Raw genomic sequence first — 18,188 nt, 5'->3', positions numbered from 1 at the left:
ATCATCCGGGGCAGCGTTCCTGTGTGTCAGGTCAGCGTCGGCTGCGCTTGGCAGCCACACCGACGCCACCAAGCAGCATCAGACCAGCGATGCCGACACCGCCGGCGGCCAAGCTCATACCCATCGGGTCGAAGCCGGTGTACGGCAGCTCCGTCGGGCTCGCGGACGGGGATGCGGTGCCGGTCTGTCCGGATGAACCCGAGGAGGGCGGCGGAGCGGTCTGCGTTCCGCCAACATTCGCGGTGTAGTTCGACGGCGACGACACAGTGGTGTCCGTGGACGTCTGCTTCGGCTTGGTCACACAGCCGGTGCCACCCTCGCCGGAGCGAGTGTCGAACTGGTGCTGCCACGTCGCTGCCTGCGACAGCTTGTAGCCGGAGTCGGCGACGGTGAAGACCTCGACAAACGACTTGGCCGGGTTCACGACGCGAACACCGGCGTTCAGCTTCACACCCTCGACGTAGTACGAGACACCCTGCGTCGCGGGAATCGTGTAGGTGTCGCTGCTGGCGCCACAGGCATCCATGAACGCCGGCGGGGCCGGGTTGACGATCTTGTCGGCGGCGTGCGCTGCGGGAACGAGCGCGAAGGACGACCCGGCCAGAGCCAGGCCGGCGGCCACGCGCAGGGATGAGGTGAGCTTCATGATGTGGTTCTGCTTCCTTGGGTTGGGGTCGGTAGGAGGAATGGCGGCTACAGCGAGACGCCGTACGTTGTGTTCGAGACGAGCCACTTGGCGCCGACCTTGCTGACCTCCACGTTGTATGTGGTCGGAGATTCAGACACCGTGCGCTTGCCGCTCTCGCTGCGGACCATGTGGTAGATCACGGTGAATGTCTGCATCGTGGGACTTCCGTCACCGGACTTCTCCACCTGCAACTTCGATGTACCGATCGAGACCTTGTTCTCCTTGCGGCGCAGCCACTCCGGGTCTTCGGTAGAGGCGGCGCCCATGATCGGGTCGAGGTTCTTCGCCGCAAACTCCGGCGTCACCCACGCAGCCGTTCGAGTGACCCACGCCACCGGAGACGGGTCAGCGTAGGACTGCGAGTTGTACTCGGTGACGTACCGCACCGCGCTGTAACCCGCCGTTCCCGGAGCCCACGTCGAGGGCGAGCGATACTCCGGCGGGCGGGTCGGTATCTCATCCGTCGTCGTTGAGCTTGAGCTCGCCTCCGTGGTGGACGTGTCGGTCTCGCTCGGCAGCGGAGGCTGGCCGCCCGGAGGATTGGCCGGGTCGATGGTTGCATTCGGCCGCGGAACCGACACCGACGTTCCCGAGCCGGCCTCGACGGTCTTCTGGTTGTTCTGCTTGACGACGATGAGCCCGACCATCGCAACAATGACGGCAGCCATCACCGCGATCAGAGCCTTGCCCCTATCCATGCCCACGTCCGATCCTCGTGCCGGTCTGTGCGCACAGTCCGGCTTTCAGCCGTGACGGTGCGACGACGCTGACGTTTCGCATCAGGCTGCTGCCTGCGCGGTGAACCCCGGAGGCATTCCGCCGCCGACAAAGTTCTTGTTGTAAGCGATGTACTGGGTGAGGTCGACGACCTTCACCGTTGTCGACGGGTTCGGCGCGTGGACCATCAAGTCGTTGCCCATATACATCCCGACGTGACCGACGTACTCCGGGCCGCGAGGTCGGAAGAACAGCAGAGCCCCCGGCTTGAGCGACTTGTAGTTCATCGTCAAACCCGTGCCTCGGTCGCGCACCAACTGCATCTGCGGCGACGCGGTGTACGGAAGCTGCATGCCAGCCCCCTTGTACCAGGAGTAGCGCATCAGACGCGCACAGTCGAAACCGACGACGTTCCGGCTGTCGATACCGTCGGCGAAGATGCCGCGGGTCGGTCCGTTGATGTCACCACCGCCGTAGGAGTACGGCGTACCGACGACCTTCAGGGCCTCAGCGACGCACGAGCTGCAGCCACCGGCGGGGATCTTGTAGTTGCCCACGTCGATCGCCGAGGAGTCACCGGAGCCAGCCGTGCACACCGCTCCGCTCATCGAAGCGATGATCGTCTTGGCGGCCTGCTCCCACTGGTCGTACAGGTCGGCGTGAGCCGACTGCTGAACGGTCTGTGCGACGACACCCGGCGGGCGAGTCTCGTAGTCCGGCACCCGGACCGTCATGCCCTGTGCAGTCTGTCCAGGCAGCTTGCCGAGGAAGGACAGCGTGGACTTCGACACGTCCATTGCCTGCTGGTAGTTACCCCAGCCGTAGGTACCCGAGCCGTCGGTGCCGACCTGCTGCTGGAACAGGCCAACGGAGGTTCCATCGGTACCGACCTTGTCGTGCGGCAGCGACATGGACGGCGGCACCTTGGAGTTGGCGTGCATCGACAGACGCGACTCCTGCAAGGCCGTCATGAACGTCGACAAGATGCCGTTCGGGGTGACCCCTGCCGACTTGGCGATGCCGTAGATCGTGGCGGCGTAACCCATCCGCTTCTGATCCATGACGACCGCGTCACTGGGCCTCGTTGCGGAACGAACAGTAAAGGTCTGGCCGGCGGGCGGAGCACACACCATGCCGGACGACCCTCCACCAGGGCTTGCACTCTTACCCAGGTACCACGCAAGCGCCGTCTCGTAGACCTCGCTCGCGGATCCCTCTGTGAGACCACCGAGTTCGAGACGATTCATCCCGGTTGCCCACGACGTCGCAACTTCCCGAGCTTCGGTGCTTTCCGTGCTGATGTACCGCTTGCCGGTCCCCTGTTCACGGCGAAGTCCGGTAGACATCGCCATCCGGGAAGACAGCTTGGGATCACTCTTCATGGTGTCGCGCAGCGTGCGCGCAACATACAGGGTTGCTGCGTTCTCATTCTTCGCGAACTCGGCCTTCTGAGCGGCAGTGAGCTTCGCCTCCGGGATACGCCACGCGGAGATGTAGGTGTCGCCCTCGTCGTGGTCGGTCCCGTGCTCGTCGGTCGTCGGGCTAGGCGACGCCGTCCCCGACGGGTTCGAGGACGGGCTTGCCGACGGCGAGGCGATGGTGGTCGCCTGAGCAGCCGTCGGGATGCAGTCGTTCGGGGTCGTGGTGATGAGACCACCGGAGGTCCCCGTGTACGGGTCAACCCCGTGCGCGCGCAGCCACAGGATCGGGTCCATTGAGCGGTGGGTGCGGTACATCCAGTCGACGGGCGAATCCATCGGAATGCCCACGGACGTCTCGAAGTGAAGGTGTGCGCCCCCGGGCGCCGTTCCGGACTTCGCCACGATCGTCTTGACCGATACCTTCTGCCCCTTCGACACAAGGATCTCCGACAGGTGCAGGTATCGCACTTCCGAGCCGTCCGGGAGGCGAAGAACAACCACGTTGCCAGCGGTTCCGCCGGGGGCACCGGTGTAGACGACGGTCCCCTCACCCACCGCAACCATCGGTGTTCCGACCGGGATGCCGACGTCGATGCCCTGGTGGTACTTGGAGGCCCACGGCATGTTCGTCAGGTTTCGAGGACCCCACCCCGACGTGATGATGACCGGAGACTTCGTCGACGGGTGAACGTACTTCGGGTTCGACGCGTCGTTGGTCTCACCCGTTGGTGGAGGACTGGAGCTCGGGCTGCCGGGCGTCGATGTGGACGACGCGGTGGCTAGCTGAACGTTCGGGTCGCACTGCGTCGCCCCGCCCGTCTGAGCGCTGGTCTGCTGCTTGTAGAGCGCAGCGAGGATCTGCCACGGAACACCGGTACGGCTTTGGGCGTCCACGAATGACGCGTACTCCTCTTGCGTCAAACCATCCTTCTTCGCCGTCGTGATCGAATCGCGAATCGCGTTCGCGCCCGACCCCTGAGTCACTCCGGCGCCGAGAATCATTGCCAACACCATGACCATGCCGAACGCCATCGCCGGGGCCAGGAACGGCAGAAACAAGAGCAGGAGCGTCTTGCGGTTGCCCTTCGTGAACACGGTGCGTGCACCTTCAAGCGCGGCTCCCTGAACGCCGCCACCGACGGCCTTGGACATCTTCGTTCCGCCGGCCGCGCCAGCGGCTGCGGCGGACGCGGTCTTGGCAGCTCCGGCCGTCAGACCGTTCTTGCCGGCGAGCTTTTGCTCGACCTTGGCCTTCAGGGCAGCACCGGGATCGGTGGCACCGCCGCCGTTTAGCTTGTCGAGAGCCTTCTTGGCCGGGTCGTGCGATGGCTGCTGGCCGGGCTTGTCCGACGACTGCCCACTGGCACCGCTGTTGTTGGTCACCACAGGTCGCTCACTCCGTTGCCCAGTTGTGGGGGCCGTACATCTGCTCCAGCTCGATGGCGTCGTTCGAGGTAGCGATGCGCTCGAGGTAGCTAGCGGTCCGCACCTCGCGGTCGTGCGCATCCAGGTCGTAGTTCGCGTGGAAGCTGCGCAGGTGGTACTTGTCGGCGATCCCGCCAACCGTGTCGATGACGTTGCCCGGCAGCCGAACCTGCTGCGACAGCACGCGCTGCTGCCCCTCCACAGGCAGCTGAGCGACCATCACGGCCATCCCCCGGATCCGCGCCAGCGGACGGATCTGGTCACGGAAGATCGGGGGGCGCATGCTCGAGTAGCTCTGCACCGCGTTGGCGCGGTATCCATCCCAGGTCGCACCGTCGCGCTCGTTGCCCGGCCGCGGGTTCTCCTTCTCCCAGGCGGAGACCTTCTCGTTGGTCCACTGACGCCAGTGCCGCACGTAGTTCGACTCGAACGCCTGACAGGTGTCGTCCTCGATCTCGACGTTGGACCACCAGTTGACGTACTCGTCGGTGTCGGAGATCTCCGGTGGGAAGCGGTAGGAGCCGGTAGCTGGACCGGCCAAGGACAGCGGAGCTTCGGCCCGGTACATGGGCGCGAACTGACCGCCCATCGCCGTTCCAGCGGGCTGACGTGCAGGCTGCATCGCTCCTCCTCCTTTGGTCTCCTACCCGTTTCATGGGCAAGTTCCGTTCGGCCAGGGTCGGTTTTTCCCGCTGGCTCTTACCGGGAGGAATGGCGGGCAACCGCTGCGCGGTCTTTCGCACAGCCGCTGGCTCTTGGTCGGCACCAGGTGACGGGCAGGCTCTCCGACCTGCGATCGTCCGTTCAGCCCTACTGGTCGACCACGTAAGACGGACCGTCCGGAAGCACCGGCGGGTAGTACGAGGACTGCTGCAGGCGCATCTGCCACTCGGGATCCAGGCCGTCACTCTCGATCTCCAAGGCGTCGTCTGACTCGGCGTGGGTCGTAGCGGCGAACTGTCCTGCACCGGGAACCCCGGCCGGTTGGCGCGGCTGCATCTGTCTCTCCTTCACTCGCCACAAGTGGCGATCGCGTCTGTCCTGTGGAATGGCGGGCACGTGGTTCCGCTAGGTGGCGGGCGAGTGCTGTGATTCCCTGACCCGCGGACTACTCCCCTCGGCCACCGAACCGGCGCAGACGGTCACGCAGCTCGCGGCGGGACGAGGGCACCGGTGACTCGCGCTCGACCGACGGAGGCGCCTCACGCTCTACGGACGGTGCCTCCGTCGACGCGGCTCTGCGGGTCTCACGACGGGTGCTGGGCTGGTCGGTCGTTGGTGCCGACGTAGGTGCCGACGTAGGTGCCGGGGTCGACTGCGCACGCCCCGAAGCTGAACGTTCTGCCGGGCGGGACTGCTGCTCGGATCGTGCCTCGACGCGCGCCGAGCGATCCGGCCCACCGCCGTTCGCCACAGACGGGTTCGAGTTCGCCGGACGGCTCTGCTGAATCGGGGCAGGGGCTGCGTTCGACGGTGCCGGGCTCGCCGGACGCCGAGTCTGATCGCGGCTGGACGGAGCCGGTGCTGGCTGAGCCTGGCTTCCACCACCGGACGGCGGCGTCTGTCGGTCCTCCTGAACAGGAGTCGGAGCAGGAGCGGGCTGGGTTGCGTTCGAGGACGCCGGACGGTTGCCGGTGTCCACTGGTTGCTGTGTCTGGTCACGGTTCGACGGCTGCCGCGGCTTAGCCGGTCCCGGCTGCGACTGCGGCGTGTTCGACGGTGCTGGCCTGCTCTCTTGAACCGGAGCCGGAGCCGACGGGGCTTGCCGGTCCTCTTGCGTGGATTCCGGAGCCGAGGTCGAGGTCGCCGGACGCTGGGCCTGGTCGCGGTTGGACGGAGCCGGAGTCAGGCTCGGCGATGTTGCGTTCGAAGGCGCCGGACGGTTGCCGGTGTCCATCGGACGTTGTGTCTGGTCACGGTTCGACGGCTGCTGCGGCTGAACCGGTCCCGGCTGCGACTGGCTGCCACCTCCGGTGGTCGGAGCCGGACGGCTGTCCGGTGCCGGTGCTGCATGCGACTGGGGACGACCGTGCGCAGCCAGGCCAACTGCACCGGCGCCAGCCGCTGCGTTCGACCAGTCCTGTCCGTTGCCGGTGTCGATCGGAGCAGACTGCGGTGAGTTGCGCGGTGCGTCCTGCCCCTGTGCACTGCCCTGGTCGAACGTGGCCGGTGCCGGGGTGTTGGCTGCTGCGCCGCCGCTCGGTGTCCGCGGCTGCGTCGGAGCGGGAGTGCCGCCACCGCCGTTGCCCGAAGGTCCGTTGCTGCTCGGACCAGCCTCCGGTCCCGCGTTGCCCGGAGTCGGGCCGTCACCGTCTGGTGAAGCACCATCCGTGCGGTCGCTGGTCGGTGCAGACGAGGTCGACCCACCGGTCGGAACATTGGCTGCAGTCGGACGAACGTCAGCCCCTGCGGTCGGAGCGCTGCCGGTCGCCCGCGTCACCGCACCAGCCGCGAATCCGGCAGCTGCCGAGGTCGCCAACGAGCCACCGCCAGCATTACCCGGAGTCGGAACACCACCGGTGCGGCCACTGCTCGGTGCAGGTGCGCTCTGTCCGTCCTGAGCACTGCCCTGGTCGAACGTGGCCGGTGCCGGGGTGTTGGCTGCTGCGCCGCCGCTCGGTGTCCGCGGCTGCGTCGGAGCGGGAGTGCCGCCACCGCCGTTGCCCGAAGGTCCGTTGCTGCTCGGACCAGCCTCCGGTCCCGCGTTGCCCGGAGTCGGGCCGTCACCGTCTGGTGAAGCACCATCCGTGCGGTCGCTGGTCGGTGCAGACGAGGCCGACCCACCGGTCGGAACATTGGCTGCAGTCGGACGAACGTCAGCCCCTGCGGTCGGAGCGCTACCGGTCGCCCGCGTCACCGCACCAGCCGCGAATCCGGCAGCTGCCGAGGTCGCCGACGAGGGAACGCTGCCTCCGTCGGAGTTCTGAGCGATCGGAGATCGGTACGCCGTGTCGCCCGTTGTGAGCGGAGTGTCAGCCGAGGTCGAGGTGTTCGCAGCGTCCGTGGTGACTGCGCTGTACGCCGGCACCTGTCCGTCGGAACGGTCAGCAGCCGGTCCAGCCGCGCCTGCGTAGCCCGATCCAGCCGAGTCGGCGCCGAGACGCTCGTTGATCCGGTCCTGCAAGACCGAACGGCTGCGCTCACGGGAGTCCACCGGGGTCGCCCCGTCGCCTGCTGCCGAAACATCGGCACCCACCGGTGCTGCGGCATCGGCCGGCTGCGGCGCGCCTGCGGTGTCCGCGCCGACCGGCGTAGACCCACCGTCGCCAGCGAACTGCGCGCCGTCGATCGGGCGGATCGAACCGTCCGTGCCGACAGCGGGCTCCTGACCCGCAGCACCAGACAGTGCGTTCAGGTGGTCCGGGGTTCCGGAGGTTGCAGTGGTTCGGTCCGGAGCCGAGGACGCTGTGGCATCGGTAACGGGCGACTGCACGTCGGCGAGATCGTCGGTCCGGGGAGCCGTCGCGGTCGACGCCACACCACCGACCGCCGCCTTCGCCGCGGTTTCGGCCTTGGCACGAGCAGCGTTCTGCTTCTGCATCTCAGCGAAGTACGCCATCTTCTCGCGGTTGTTCTGCGCCCGGCGGCTCGCTCGGATGTCGCGCTGCTTACCCGAGACGGTGCGCGCAGCAACGACCGTGCCCGCAACACCGGCGAGAGCGAACGCTGCCGGCATCGCCGAGACGGCGGCCACGCCGGCGGCTGCGGTGCCCGCGGCAGCCCATGCGCCACGGTTACCGACCGTCGAACGGATCGGGCTGTTGCGCAGCGCGTTCCAGGCGTCGCGACGCTTGACCGCCGCATAGCCCTTGGCGAACTGAGTGGTGTTGGCACGGGCATCTGCCGCCTTGCCTCGCCAGCGCTGAACCGCACCGGTCTGCGACGCCTTGCGGGCGACAGCTCCCGCGTACATTCCGGCTGGGGTTGCTGCCAGACCGCTGCCCAGGGCGGACGCTTTGGCGCCCATCCAGCGCTTCGGAGCGCCAGCGAGACGTCCAGCTGCCGCACCCGTGGCACCGGCACCGGCAACGGTTGCGGTAGCGCCGCGGCCCAGACGGCTTTTGCGTAGCGCCTGACCACGCTGACTCGTCGCGAACTTCGACGCGCCCGCACCGACGAGAGCAGCGCCGGAGTCACCCTTGCGGTTCAGCCAGGTGGCGGCCTGACGCGGACGGGTGTTGCCCGCCTGTGCGGCGTACCACGCGCGGCGCTGTGCCGCACCGGTACGCGCCGCGTGACGCATGGCGCGTCGGTCGTGCTTGTTCCCCACACGGCTGTAGTTGTAGCCACCCGAGGTGAGACCACCGACCGTGCCGCCACCGGCGGAACCCCGACGTCCGCGCATAGCAGCGATGGACGCAGCGCCCGCTGCACCGGCGACACCGGTTGCGGCGAGGGCCGAGCCGTCAGGGTTCTTCTCGCCCTTGGCGAGCGAGACGCCACCGGCAGCAGTTTCACCATCGGCACCGGCGGACCCGTCAGCCAGTGGCGACTGACCACCCTCGCGCTCCGTCCCAGGCGAGCTCTGACCGATCGCGCCGAGGTCACCACCGGTTCCACCCGGTCCAGCACCACCGGGGATCGGGGCACCTCCACCGGAACCGCTGCGGCGGGTGAAGTCACGACCGCGCGACATCATGCCGGCGATCGAACCGCCCACCATGCCACCGACCATGCCTGAGGCAGCCGATGAGGTGTACGCCTTCGCGCCAGCGAAACTGAAGGGGTCCGGGACCCCGGACATGGCCTTCTTCCAGATGAGCTTCATCGCGATGATGGCGATGAGCGGAGCCGCGCCGGTCCAGATGATCTGCGGCATGCCAGCCAGACCCATTGCGGTCCCGATCTCCAGGATGAACCCGGTGAGCGCGATCATCACAGCGAGCAGGAAGTTGTACCCGAACGCGACGAGAATGAAGCCGAGGGTGCTCTTGGCGTACTTCGCGAGCTGCGATCCGCGGTTCTGTCCAGGGACCATGTCAACGAGCGCGACGAAGAACACGAACAGACCGGTTGCCAGCAGGAGCGTCTTCAGAACGAAGATGACGCCGGCGAGCAGAACGAAGACCAGCATGTTGAAGATCGAGAAGAAGGCGTAGGCCATCGCGGCCGTGCTCGCGGCACCGGTCGAGGTGCCGTGCAGGACGTTGAGGTAGTCACGCGGGTTGTAACCCGCCGCGATGTCCGCGTCAGAGACCTTTGAGGTTCCGGCGTGAACAGCGTCGGCGTCGTCCTGCCAGTTGAAGAACATGTCTTCCGGGCTGCCCTTGGCATTCCAGTAGTCCGAGCACTGCTTATCGGTGAGCTTCTTGTCGTCGGTGTGCTTGTTCTCGATCGCGTTCCAGCCGCGCTGCACCTTCCAGCCACCCTGGTACTTGCACGCCGCAGCCCAGATCATCGTCTCGTCGCGCTGAGTGTTGTTCGCAGCGGACCACACCTGAGCCTCCTTCTTCGGAGCAGGCAGGTTCATACTGCGTCCGGCAGCCCCAGACGGGATCCGGGTCATGCCCTCAAGAGAACCGATCGAGGCCATGTCGTAGGTGTTGTTCGTGTTGGGCTGGTAGGCGTACCGGGTGCCGGCCTGCAGGTCCAGGCCACGGCAGAAGCTTGCCCATCCGTAGACGTTGTTGGTTCCGTACTGGGTGCGCACGTAGCTGGACAGACCGGACAGCTGCCACATCGAATCCATCGCCAGCGGAACGGCCGCGCCGGACTCACCGACCGGTGACGCGGTGTTGTACTTCTGGCGCAGCACGCTGAGGTAGTTGATGCAGGACGCCCGGTTGGTCGACGCGTCCGTCCGGGCCGCTGGTTCACCGAAGTTGTTACCGATGGTCTGGTAGATCATCGGTGCGGTCATCGTGCTGGAAACACTGGAGATCACCGCGGACGCACGCGAGACGAGCCATCCGGGGCTCATCGTTCCGTAGACACCAGCGCTGGAGGCCAACGCGCCGTTCATCATGATGCCGAACGCGGCGATCGTCAGGATGGGACGGATGAGCGCACGGCTGAAGGCTTGCCCACCCTGGCGCAGCTTCACCACAACCGTTGCCAGTCCCGCAAGGAACAGCATCGCGATGAGGGTGACCTGCCCACCTCGTCCGTCGCCCCAGAAGATCTTGGCGAGGTTTCCGGCGGCGCGGTCGATTTTGGTCCCGATGGAGTCGGCGATGCAGTAGTTGTTCGCCAGCGTCACCGAGTTGACCGCCACCGACCACATGGTGTTTCCGATGCTGAGCATCGAGGAGTCCACCGAGTTTCGCTGGATCTTGCTGGTCGCGTCGTTCCAGAAATCAGCGTCGAGCCGAGTGTGCAAGTTCGAAGTCGAGTCGCCCCATCGGTTCACCGTCAACAGGTCGGACTGTGACATACCCGCGTCGCCAGTGGCCTCGCACACGTTGAAGGTTCCGCCACCACTGTCGTCGTCCTTGGGGACCGCCGTGTTCAACGAGTAGGCGAACGACTCCACAGATGTCGCCGGACGGGAGATCGCCACCATCTGACCCGAGGAATCCACGGTCGTCGAAACAGCGGCCAAAGACGCCGGGGCTGTTGCGGCAATGGTGATGAAGACCAGCGTGAAGACGGCGAAAAACGCCGACGTCCATCCGGCGATGGTCCGTAGGGCGACGGTGGGTGAACTCACTAGGCGGCCTTCCAGGGTGGGTGATGGAACTCCTACTCGTTTTCATGGGCAGATCCGGTTGAGTCAGGGTCGGCTTTCCGATACGACCCCGGACATGTCGGCCGCGCCAACGAGTACGAGACGTCGCTCCACACGCCGACGCCTACTGGTGGGAATGGCGGGACGCGAGATCGAGGCATCGGACCTGAACGGGTGACCCACGTATGGCCGCGGCATTCCAGGACACGAAACGGCGTCGCACGGTCACAGAAACGCGGCTGTGCTGGTGCAGTTGCGCTACTGTCCGAGCATGGAACGAGGGACATGGATCACTGCAACGGTCGCTGCGAGCATGCTGCTTTCCGGGTGCTCTGGCGGATCTGAAGCCAAAGGACCCACTGGCACTACCCCGACGATGACGTCGTCGGAGTCAAACAACGGTTCCGGAACGCAGACCCCGTCGGCCAACGGGACGACCAAGGCCGTTCCAACGCTCGAGCCCGGACAAACGGGGCCGGCCACCGCCGAGCTTGGCTCTCTCAACACGATGATGCACAACATTTCGGGCTACGACGGAGACCCAGCAGAAGTCGCCAAGCCTGCGTGTACGCGATTGTTCGGTCCAGATGCGGCGATCGGACCCGTTGTCGGTACCGCAGTGGTTCTTGCGAACGCTGGACGAGGGATTCTGTCAAAACCTCCCACCGAGGTCCCAGGCCAGTCTGATTTGCAAAGATGGTCGCTGTCCTGCCTCTGGGTGGATAGCTCCACCCCGGATGCTGGGGTATCGATCCGGCTCGAAAACAACAAACTGACTCCGGGGCAAGTTGCCGAGGATGTTGACACGAAAGCCACCGAGGGTTGGGGTGTTGTGTGCCTCGTCGCCCCGACTCAATGGTCGGAAAAGCAACCACAGGGGAACCTGTTCTATGACGCCGACAAGAATGCGAAGTGGCCGGACGCCTGGGCGGGACAGAAGGATCAGAACGGCGTGACAGTTGGCTGCCGCGCCAACCACAGGTCGAGTGCTCAGTACGGCAACTCCAGCAAGACCAGGGGTCAGGCGATTGACGCGCGCGCGACGAAACTGCGCGACATCGGCCTGGCGAACCTGGCGAAGTAGTCTCGCTCCTACCGTTTGGCCCAATCGCCAGCGGCGGTGAGGCATTGGCACAGCGTGTGCGCGTTGTGCATCGTCTGGGGATCTAGAACAGAGAAGAACTCCTTGGCGCGCGCAACCCCGCGACGTCTGGGCTGGATCCTGTACCGCATGGCATTCTCGTTTCGCCTGACTTGGACCTCTGGGGTGTGATGGCGCGGGTTGGGTGAGTGTTTGTGCTGGTCAGGGTGCTGCGGCTTGTTTAGGTGACACACTAACGGCGTGGTTTTTCTGCGGAAGGTGCGGACGGCGTCGGGTGCGACAGCGGTTCAGATCGCGGTCCGGCGTGATCGCCGGGACGTGGTGATCGAGCACTTGGGGTCGGCGCATACCGAGGCGGAACTTGCTGCGTTGATGGAGGCCGGCCGGGCCAAGATCCACGCCGGCCAGGGCGAGCTGGACCTCGGCTTCGGCTCGAAACACGGCGCGGGTAGGGATCCGCGGCAGGCCGTGGTCACGGCCAAGACTTCCCGGTTGTTGCTGCAGGTGTTACGGGATGCGTGGGAGACGCTGGGATTCAACGCGATTGGTGATGAGGCGTTCTTTCAACTGGTTGCTGCCCGGTTGATCGAACCGACCTCGATGACTGACTCGGCTCGTGTCCTGGGCGAGGTCGGCCTGGCGCCGGTGCATCGCTCGAGCATGAAACGGGCCCTGACTCGCTGCGTGGGTCGCGGGTACCGGGACGTGGTCGCGGCCAAGTGTTTCGCGCATGCCGCGACTGCGGGGGATGTGACGTTGTGCCTGTACGACGTCACCACGTTGTATTTCGAGGCCGAGAAGGAGGACGACCTACGCAAGGTCGGGTACTCCAAGGAACGGCGGGTCGACCCGCAAATCGTGGTCGGGTTGCTCGTCGACCGGCACGGGTTCCCGTTGGAGATCGGCTGCTTCGAAGGCAACCGGGCCGAGACGACCACGATCATCCCGATCGTGCGGCAGTTCGCTGACCGGCACAACCTGGCCGATATCGCGATCGTTGCCGACGCGGGCATGCTGTCCGCGGCCAACCTGACCGCTTTGGACCAGGCCGGCCTGCGGTTCATCGTTGGGTCCCGCGTCACGAAGGCACCCGCGGATTTGGAGTCGCATTTCCGGTGGCACGGTGAGGCGTTCACCGACGGGCAGATCATCGACACGATCACCCCACGCACCGCCACCCAAGCAGCCCGAGCAGTCAACGACCCGAGGATCAAGACGGAGCCAGTGTGGGACCCGGACCTGCATGACCAGTCCTGGCGGGCGGTGTGGGCCTACTCAGCCAAACGCGCTGCCCGGGACAGCAAGACGTTGACGCTGCAGGAGAATCGGGCGATCGCCGTCATTCAGGGCGAGAAGGCTGCCCGGACACCCCGATTCGTCAAAACAACCAACGGCACGAGATCCCTCGATGAGGCGTCCCTGGCGCGGGCACGGCGCCTGGTCGGGCTGAAGGGGTACGTCACCAACATCCCCGCCGACCTCGCGACCGCCTCAGAGGTGATCGGGAACTATCACGACCTGTGGCGGGTCGAGCAATCATTCCGGATGTCCAAGACCGACCTACGCGCCCGGCCGATGTTCCACCACACCCGCGACGCGATCGAAGCCCACCTGACCATCGTGTTCGCTGCCCTCGCGGTCGCCCGCTACCTCCAGAACAAGACCGGGCTGAGCATCAAACGGATCATCCGCGCACTGCGGCCGCTGCAAGACGTTCAGATCGAACTCGCCGGCCATCCCGTCACCGCAACACCACAACTCAGCGACGAAGCACGAACGATCCTCGACGCGCTGACACACTAAAGAGGTCCAACTCGGGCGCATGGCATTCTCGTTTCGCTCGGACGACTCCATGCGCAACACGGTGCGACGCTGCCTGCCGATCGATCAGAACACTTCGATCGGGCGTTCCTTCCTATCGTCCGGTCGACGGACCGGGAGGCTGGCGGTCCGGAGCGTACGAACACGCATCTGATCCGGATGAATTTCGGTGTTACAGATCAGGAACTTGCCGGTGTTCGAGCTGGCCTTGTCGTACAGCGCCTTGTACTTGCGCTGGCGCAGGTCGTCACTGCTGCGCGACTCGAACATCAGGTAGACGAGGGCGTACAGCATGACGACCGGGACGGTCGCCCAAATGCCGATCATGTTGTAGCCGATACCGAGCACGACGAGCGCAGGGATGCTGGTCGCAACCATCAACCAGAACACGCGACGCGGCATGTCGAAGCCGCGCCAAGTGATGCGCCGGTCGGCGGACTTGTCGCGGGTCAGATGCGATAGGTCGTAGACAAAACCTTGCGAGGACACGGTGACTGACTCCTCTGACTGGGTAGGCGATTCTGCGCCGAGCCGCGTCGACTCGGCGCAGAATCATGGCCGTCCGTCCGAAAGGACGTCGACCTACTTGCTCGTGTTCCCCACCGATCCCAGGAAGTTGATGAAGCCGTCGGCCAGCTTCAGCACCAGCGGGAACAGCATGCCGGGCGCAGCGAACGCTGCTGCTGCGGCGAGCGTCCAGATGAGGACGGTGCTGTTGCCGCCGCCACCCTGGCGACGCTGCATCAGGTACTTGACGGCCGCGAACGCGACCAGCGCGAGTGCGATGATCGTGAGCAGGATCGGCAGCTGCGGAACGGATGCGGTGATCTTGCTCCACACACCGGCCCACGCGCCGGCCATGTTCGACTTGCTGTTCGCCGACTGAGCGACGAGGGGCCCTGAAATCATGATGTGTTGCTCCTTCGGACGGGTGGGGCTTTCTGCCCTCACCTGTTTCATGGGCAACTCGAGAGGGGTCAGGGTCGGCTTTTTGCCCGACCCTCATCCGTTTCAGTCGCCCACATTCGGTTGACGGCCGCGAGCCGGCGTGGCCCTGGTCGTCCGAAGGAATGGCGGGGGTCCGATAACAGGCCGTCGCTGAGGCGTGACCTTCGTCACTCGTGGCGCTTCAGTACTTCGGCAGCCGGGGCACGCCGGGCGGAAGTACGCACGCCGGCCATACGCCAGCCGCCAGCGGTACAGCATCGAAGGCATGTGGTTGGGCTTGCGCCGGTTGTGCGGGCCGCAGAGCATCGCGAGGTTCTCGATCGTCGTTGGACCACCGCGCGATCACGGGATCAGGTGGTCGCCCTGCGTGCCTGGCCGAGAGCACCGGCGCCACAACAACGACATCTGATCCGAGGGTTTTCACCCTCTGTCAGTAGTTGCCGAAAATGGCGGCTGACCTGCGGAAACGTCTTTCGACGTCTTCCAGCATCAGCCGCCATCTTTCGTTGGTGTGCGTACCCAGTGCACCCCACGAGCCCTTCTGGATGCTCGCTCATCGGGCACCGAATCCGGCGGGGGCAAGCTCCCTCTGATCGGCCCCGCTCTCCCGCCTCACGTCGCGCCGTTCGCGGTACTCGCGGACGCGGACCCGAGCGAGCAGGACGAGGCTGATGGGGCCGATCCAGAGCATCTTCAAGGCGTTCCAGATGAACAAGAGCACGAGCACGTTGAGCCAGCCCGGTCCCCCGTTGCCGATGAGTGTGGTGCAGATGCTCGCGGCATACAGGTACGGCCCGGCGAGGAGCATCGCGGGGACGCCCCACTTCAACCCTCGGCGCGTACGAATCGCGTCGAGGGCGATGTTGGTGGGCATGTACCGGCGCAGGTAGTGCCGGGTGTGTTCGCTGGCAGTCCAGATGAGTTGAAGCATGTGGCGGCAGTCCTCTCTCGGGTCTGGCGACGGAGAACCTTGAAGGACTGCCCGCTGTTGCTCCGGGCCGTCGTGCCACCGCGTCGGCGCGGTGGCGAACCTTTGATGTAGTCGCCTTGCCTACGACCATACGCCTGACCACGGACAGAATGAAGCGGCCCGTGCGTGGACTGGCTTGTCGGGCGCACCTACCGGGCATGAAACTCCCCGTTCGATCCCACGACGAGTTGATCGCGGCGCCTCCCGCACCTGCTCGGGTTCAAGCCCGAGGAGTCGATGGTCATCGTGCCGGTGCATTCGAGCCTCCCGCATGTCCGGGCCGATCTGCCGACCACACCGGCAGAGCGTGAGCAGGCTTGGGCCTCCATCGGTCCCGCGCTCAGTCGTACGCCCATCCCGGTTCCAGCGTGGCGATCATCTGTCTGAGCGCCGACCGCCAGCACGCGGACCGTGAGAGCCGGGAACTCGCGACCAGGCTCGACGGCATCGGTATCGACACCGGCATCCGGCTGTGGGCGGGCGAGTCCGAGTGGTACGACTTCGACAGCGGTGACTCCGGTCCTCAGACCGAAGCAGCCCGCGAATACGTGGCCGCGGTGATGGCTCCGACCGGCCGCACACCCCTCGCCAGCCGGGAGGCGTTGGAGTCGTCACTGGTCGGTGACAGGACGCCGATCGCGGAGCTCTTGCCCGAGGCTCGGGAGGCCGCTGGCCGCCGTACGCCGGGGAGCGAGGCACAGTGGGCTGCCGTCCGGCTCCAGAAGTTTCACACCAGCGGCCGCCCCTTGACTGATCGTGACGCGGCCCGGCTGCTCGTCGCGCTCGACTGCATCCCGGTCCGCGACCGCTTGTGGGACGACATGAGCCCTGAGACCGCCGCCTCACACGTCACCATGTGGACGGACTTGACCAAGCGTGCCCCTGACGACGTGCGTGCCGCACCGGCCTCCCTCCTGGCCTTCGCGAGCTGGCTGAGCGGAGACGGAGCCAAAGCACAGTGCGCGTTGGATCAAGTGCCCCGCGACAGCCGCTACTTCCTCGCCGGCCTGGTGGCCGCCGCCATCGAGACTACCATGCACCCGCGCGAGTGGGAGTCCATCAAGAGGATCGGCCAAGACACCGACTTCGCTGCGCACCAGCCAGGGCCGCAGGCTCGTCCGGCTCGATCAGCACCGGGACTCTGAGGCGCGTCCGTGATGAAGGTCCCACGTCGCCGACGGCCATCGAGTCGTCTGGAGCGGCTACTGGCACGGCGCGTGAAGCCTCGCGCTCGGCACCGCGATGCGGCCTTCGCTATCGACTTCATCCGCGGCCCCGCTGTCGTGATCGCACCAACCAGCCACGGGGACGAGGGCCTGGCTGACCCCACCGTACGCACCTGACCGGTGATCCTTCGAGCGAGAGGAACCGATGATGGTGTCGATAGCCGAGCAGGTGGCTGGCGAGCGCATGGCACGGATGGTGCTGTCGATGATCGCCGAGCCTGACGATCAGGTGACCGGGCATGTGCTGGCGCAGACGGGCGGGGTGGAAACCCTGCGGCTGTTGGAGGGCGACGACCCGATCCCGAAGATGAGCAGCGGCGGCGCGCTGCTGTGGCGCGAGCGCCTGGCCGGACACCTCACCCCTGACCTGCTCGACCGAGTGGCATCAGCGGAGAAACAAGGGATCGGGACACTGATCCCGGCCGACCGTGAGTGGCCGGCCGGTCTCAACGATCTCGGCATCCGTGCCCCGTATGTGCTGTGGACTCGTGGCGCGGCCTCGTTCCTGACCTACCCGTTGCGTGATCGCGTCACCATCACGGGCGCCCGGTCAGCGACTCCATACGGTATGGAGGTCGCCGGAGACTTGGCCGCGAACCTGGCCGATGACGAACGGATCATCGTCGCGGGCGGGGCGTTCGGGATCGAAGGAGCAACCCACCGTGGCGCGCTCGCTCAAGGTGGGCACACGGTTGCGGTCCTCGCGTGCGGCGTCGACCGCGCATATCCGTCGGCTCACCGTGAGCTGTTGGAGCAGATCGGCGATGCCGGCCTGCTGGCCAGCGAGCTCCCGCCAGGCACCGCGCCGAGTCGGGAACGGTTCCTGGCGCGTGGTCGTCTGTTGGCGGCGCTGTCGGGTGTCACGGTGATCCCCGAGGCCGGCGTCCGATCCGGCGCAATGCCGATCGCGGCCCACGCACATGCGTTGCGCTGTGGCGTGGGCGCGGTACCCGGCCCGGTCACCAGTGTCGCGAGCGCAGGGCCACACGAGCTCATCAAGCGTGGCGTGGCGTCGATCGTGACCACGACCAGCGATGTCACGGTGCTGCTCGACAGCGGACCAGCCGGGAAGCGCGCCCCGCGCCGGTCAGGGCTGGGACCGGAGTTCGGCTCTCGGCGCCCCTCAGCACGGGAGGAGCCCGGTCGTTCGCTCTGACCAACGGACGCCGAACAGCGGCGAGAGACCGGCGTATGCCCCCGGGG

The 18,188-nt window shown here is 66.1% G+C and carries 14 protein-coding genes; 5 read left to right on the top strand and 9 right to left on the bottom strand.

Features of this window, described 5'->3' with window-relative positions; genetic code table 11:
• Window positions 1–31 precede the first annotated feature (31 nt).
• The 6 genes from FB459_RS10630 to FB459_RS10605 form a co-directional block, all read right to left on the bottom strand.
• Window positions 32–646 carry a hypothetical protein gene (locus FB459_RS10630; protein ID WP_141928473.1) on the bottom strand — a complete coding sequence of 205 codons (615 nt, stop codon included), beginning with the start codon at window positions 644–646 and terminating at the stop codon, window positions 32–34.
• A gap of 47 nt (window positions 647–693) precedes the next feature.
• Window positions 694–1,392, bottom strand: a complete 699-nt coding sequence (locus FB459_RS10625) for a hypothetical protein (RefSeq protein WP_141928472.1) — start codon at window positions 1,390–1,392, stop codon at window positions 694–696.
• Window positions 1,393–1,467: 75 nt separating this feature from the next.
• Complete coding sequence (locus tag FB459_RS10620) at window positions 1,468–4,209, bottom strand: peptidoglycan DD-metalloendopeptidase family protein (RefSeq protein WP_170221867.1); 2,742 nt, start codon at window positions 4,207–4,209, stop codon at window positions 1,468–1,470.
• A gap of 10 nt (window positions 4,210–4,219) precedes the next feature.
• The gene (locus tag FB459_RS10615) at window positions 4,220–4,873 is read right to left on the bottom strand and encodes a hypothetical protein (protein WP_141928470.1); all 654 of its coding nucleotides are present in this window, start codon (window positions 4,871–4,873) and stop codon (window positions 4,220–4,222) included.
• A 188-nt stretch (window positions 4,874–5,061) separates the two neighbouring features.
• Window positions 5,062–5,250 (bottom strand): hypothetical protein, encoded by a 189-nt coding sequence (locus FB459_RS10610; RefSeq protein WP_141928469.1) that lies wholly within the window; start codon window positions 5,248–5,250, stop codon window positions 5,062–5,064.
• 109 nt (window positions 5,251–5,359) lie between these two features.
• Window positions 5,360–10,900, bottom strand: coding sequence for a hypothetical protein (locus tag FB459_RS10605; protein WP_141928468.1), 5,541 nt, complete (start codon window positions 10,898–10,900; stop codon window positions 5,360–5,362).
• 394 nt (window positions 10,901–11,294) lie between these two features.
• Between FB459_RS10605 and FB459_RS10600 the strand changes: the two genes are divergently transcribed.
• Window positions 11,295–12,002, top strand: coding sequence for a hypothetical protein (locus FB459_RS10600; protein ID WP_141928467.1), 708 nt, complete (start codon window positions 11,295–11,297; stop codon window positions 12,000–12,002).
• A gap of 258 nt (window positions 12,003–12,260) precedes the next feature.
• The gene (locus tag FB459_RS10595) at window positions 12,261–13,823 is read left to right on the top strand and encodes an IS1634 family transposase (protein WP_141928466.1); all 1,563 of its coding nucleotides are present in this window, start codon (window positions 12,261–12,263) and stop codon (window positions 13,821–13,823) included.
• 84 nt (window positions 13,824–13,907) lie between these two features.
• Here the strand turns inward: FB459_RS10595 and FB459_RS10590 are convergent, their stop codons facing one another.
• The 3 genes from FB459_RS10590 to FB459_RS10580 all read right to left on the bottom strand — a co-directional run bounded on the left by FB459_RS10590 (window position 13,908) and on the right by FB459_RS10580 (window position 15,720).
• Window positions 13,908–14,330, bottom strand: coding sequence for a hypothetical protein (locus FB459_RS10590; RefSeq protein WP_141928465.1), 423 nt, complete (start codon window positions 14,328–14,330; stop codon window positions 13,908–13,910).
• 93 nt (window positions 14,331–14,423) lie between these two features.
• Entirely contained in the window at window positions 14,424–14,750 is a 327-nt protein-coding gene (locus FB459_RS10585; RefSeq protein WP_141928464.1) for a hypothetical protein, read from the bottom strand.
• A gap of 592 nt (window positions 14,751–15,342) precedes the next feature.
• A complete protein-coding gene (locus FB459_RS10580) occupies window positions 15,343–15,720 on the bottom strand; it encodes a sulfate permease (protein ID WP_141928463.1) in 378 nt (125 codons plus the stop codon).
• A gap of 249 nt (window positions 15,721–15,969) precedes the next feature.
• Here FB459_RS10580 and FB459_RS18250 point away from each other — a divergent pair, with 249 nt between their 5' ends.
• From FB459_RS18250 to FB459_RS10565, 3 genes are all read left to right on the top strand, one after another.
• Window positions 15,970–16,146: a hypothetical protein gene (locus FB459_RS18250; protein ID WP_425472380.1), complete on the top strand. Its 177-nt coding sequence runs from the start codon at window positions 15,970–15,972 to the stop codon at window positions 16,144–16,146.
• A complete protein-coding gene (locus tag FB459_RS10570; protein ID WP_170221866.1) occupies window positions 16,128–16,904 on the top strand; it encodes a DUF4192 domain-containing protein in 777 nt (258 codons plus the stop codon). The genes FB459_RS18250 and FB459_RS10570 overlap by 19 nt, the downstream gene beginning before the upstream one ends.
• 229 nt (window positions 16,905–17,133) lie before the next feature.
• Entirely contained in the window at window positions 17,134–18,141 is a 1,008-nt protein-coding gene (locus FB459_RS10565) for a DNA-processing protein DprA (protein ID WP_141928460.1), read from the top strand.
• Window positions 18,142–18,188: the final 47 nt, after the last annotated feature.

This window comes from Yimella lutea, assembly GCF_006715095.1.
Classification (GTDB): domain Bacteria; phylum Actinomycetota; class Actinomycetes; order Actinomycetales; family Dermatophilaceae; genus Yimella; species Yimella lutea.
The sequence above is the reverse complement of the archived record's forward strand: the minus strand, read 5'-3'. Positions and strand labels throughout refer to the sequence as shown.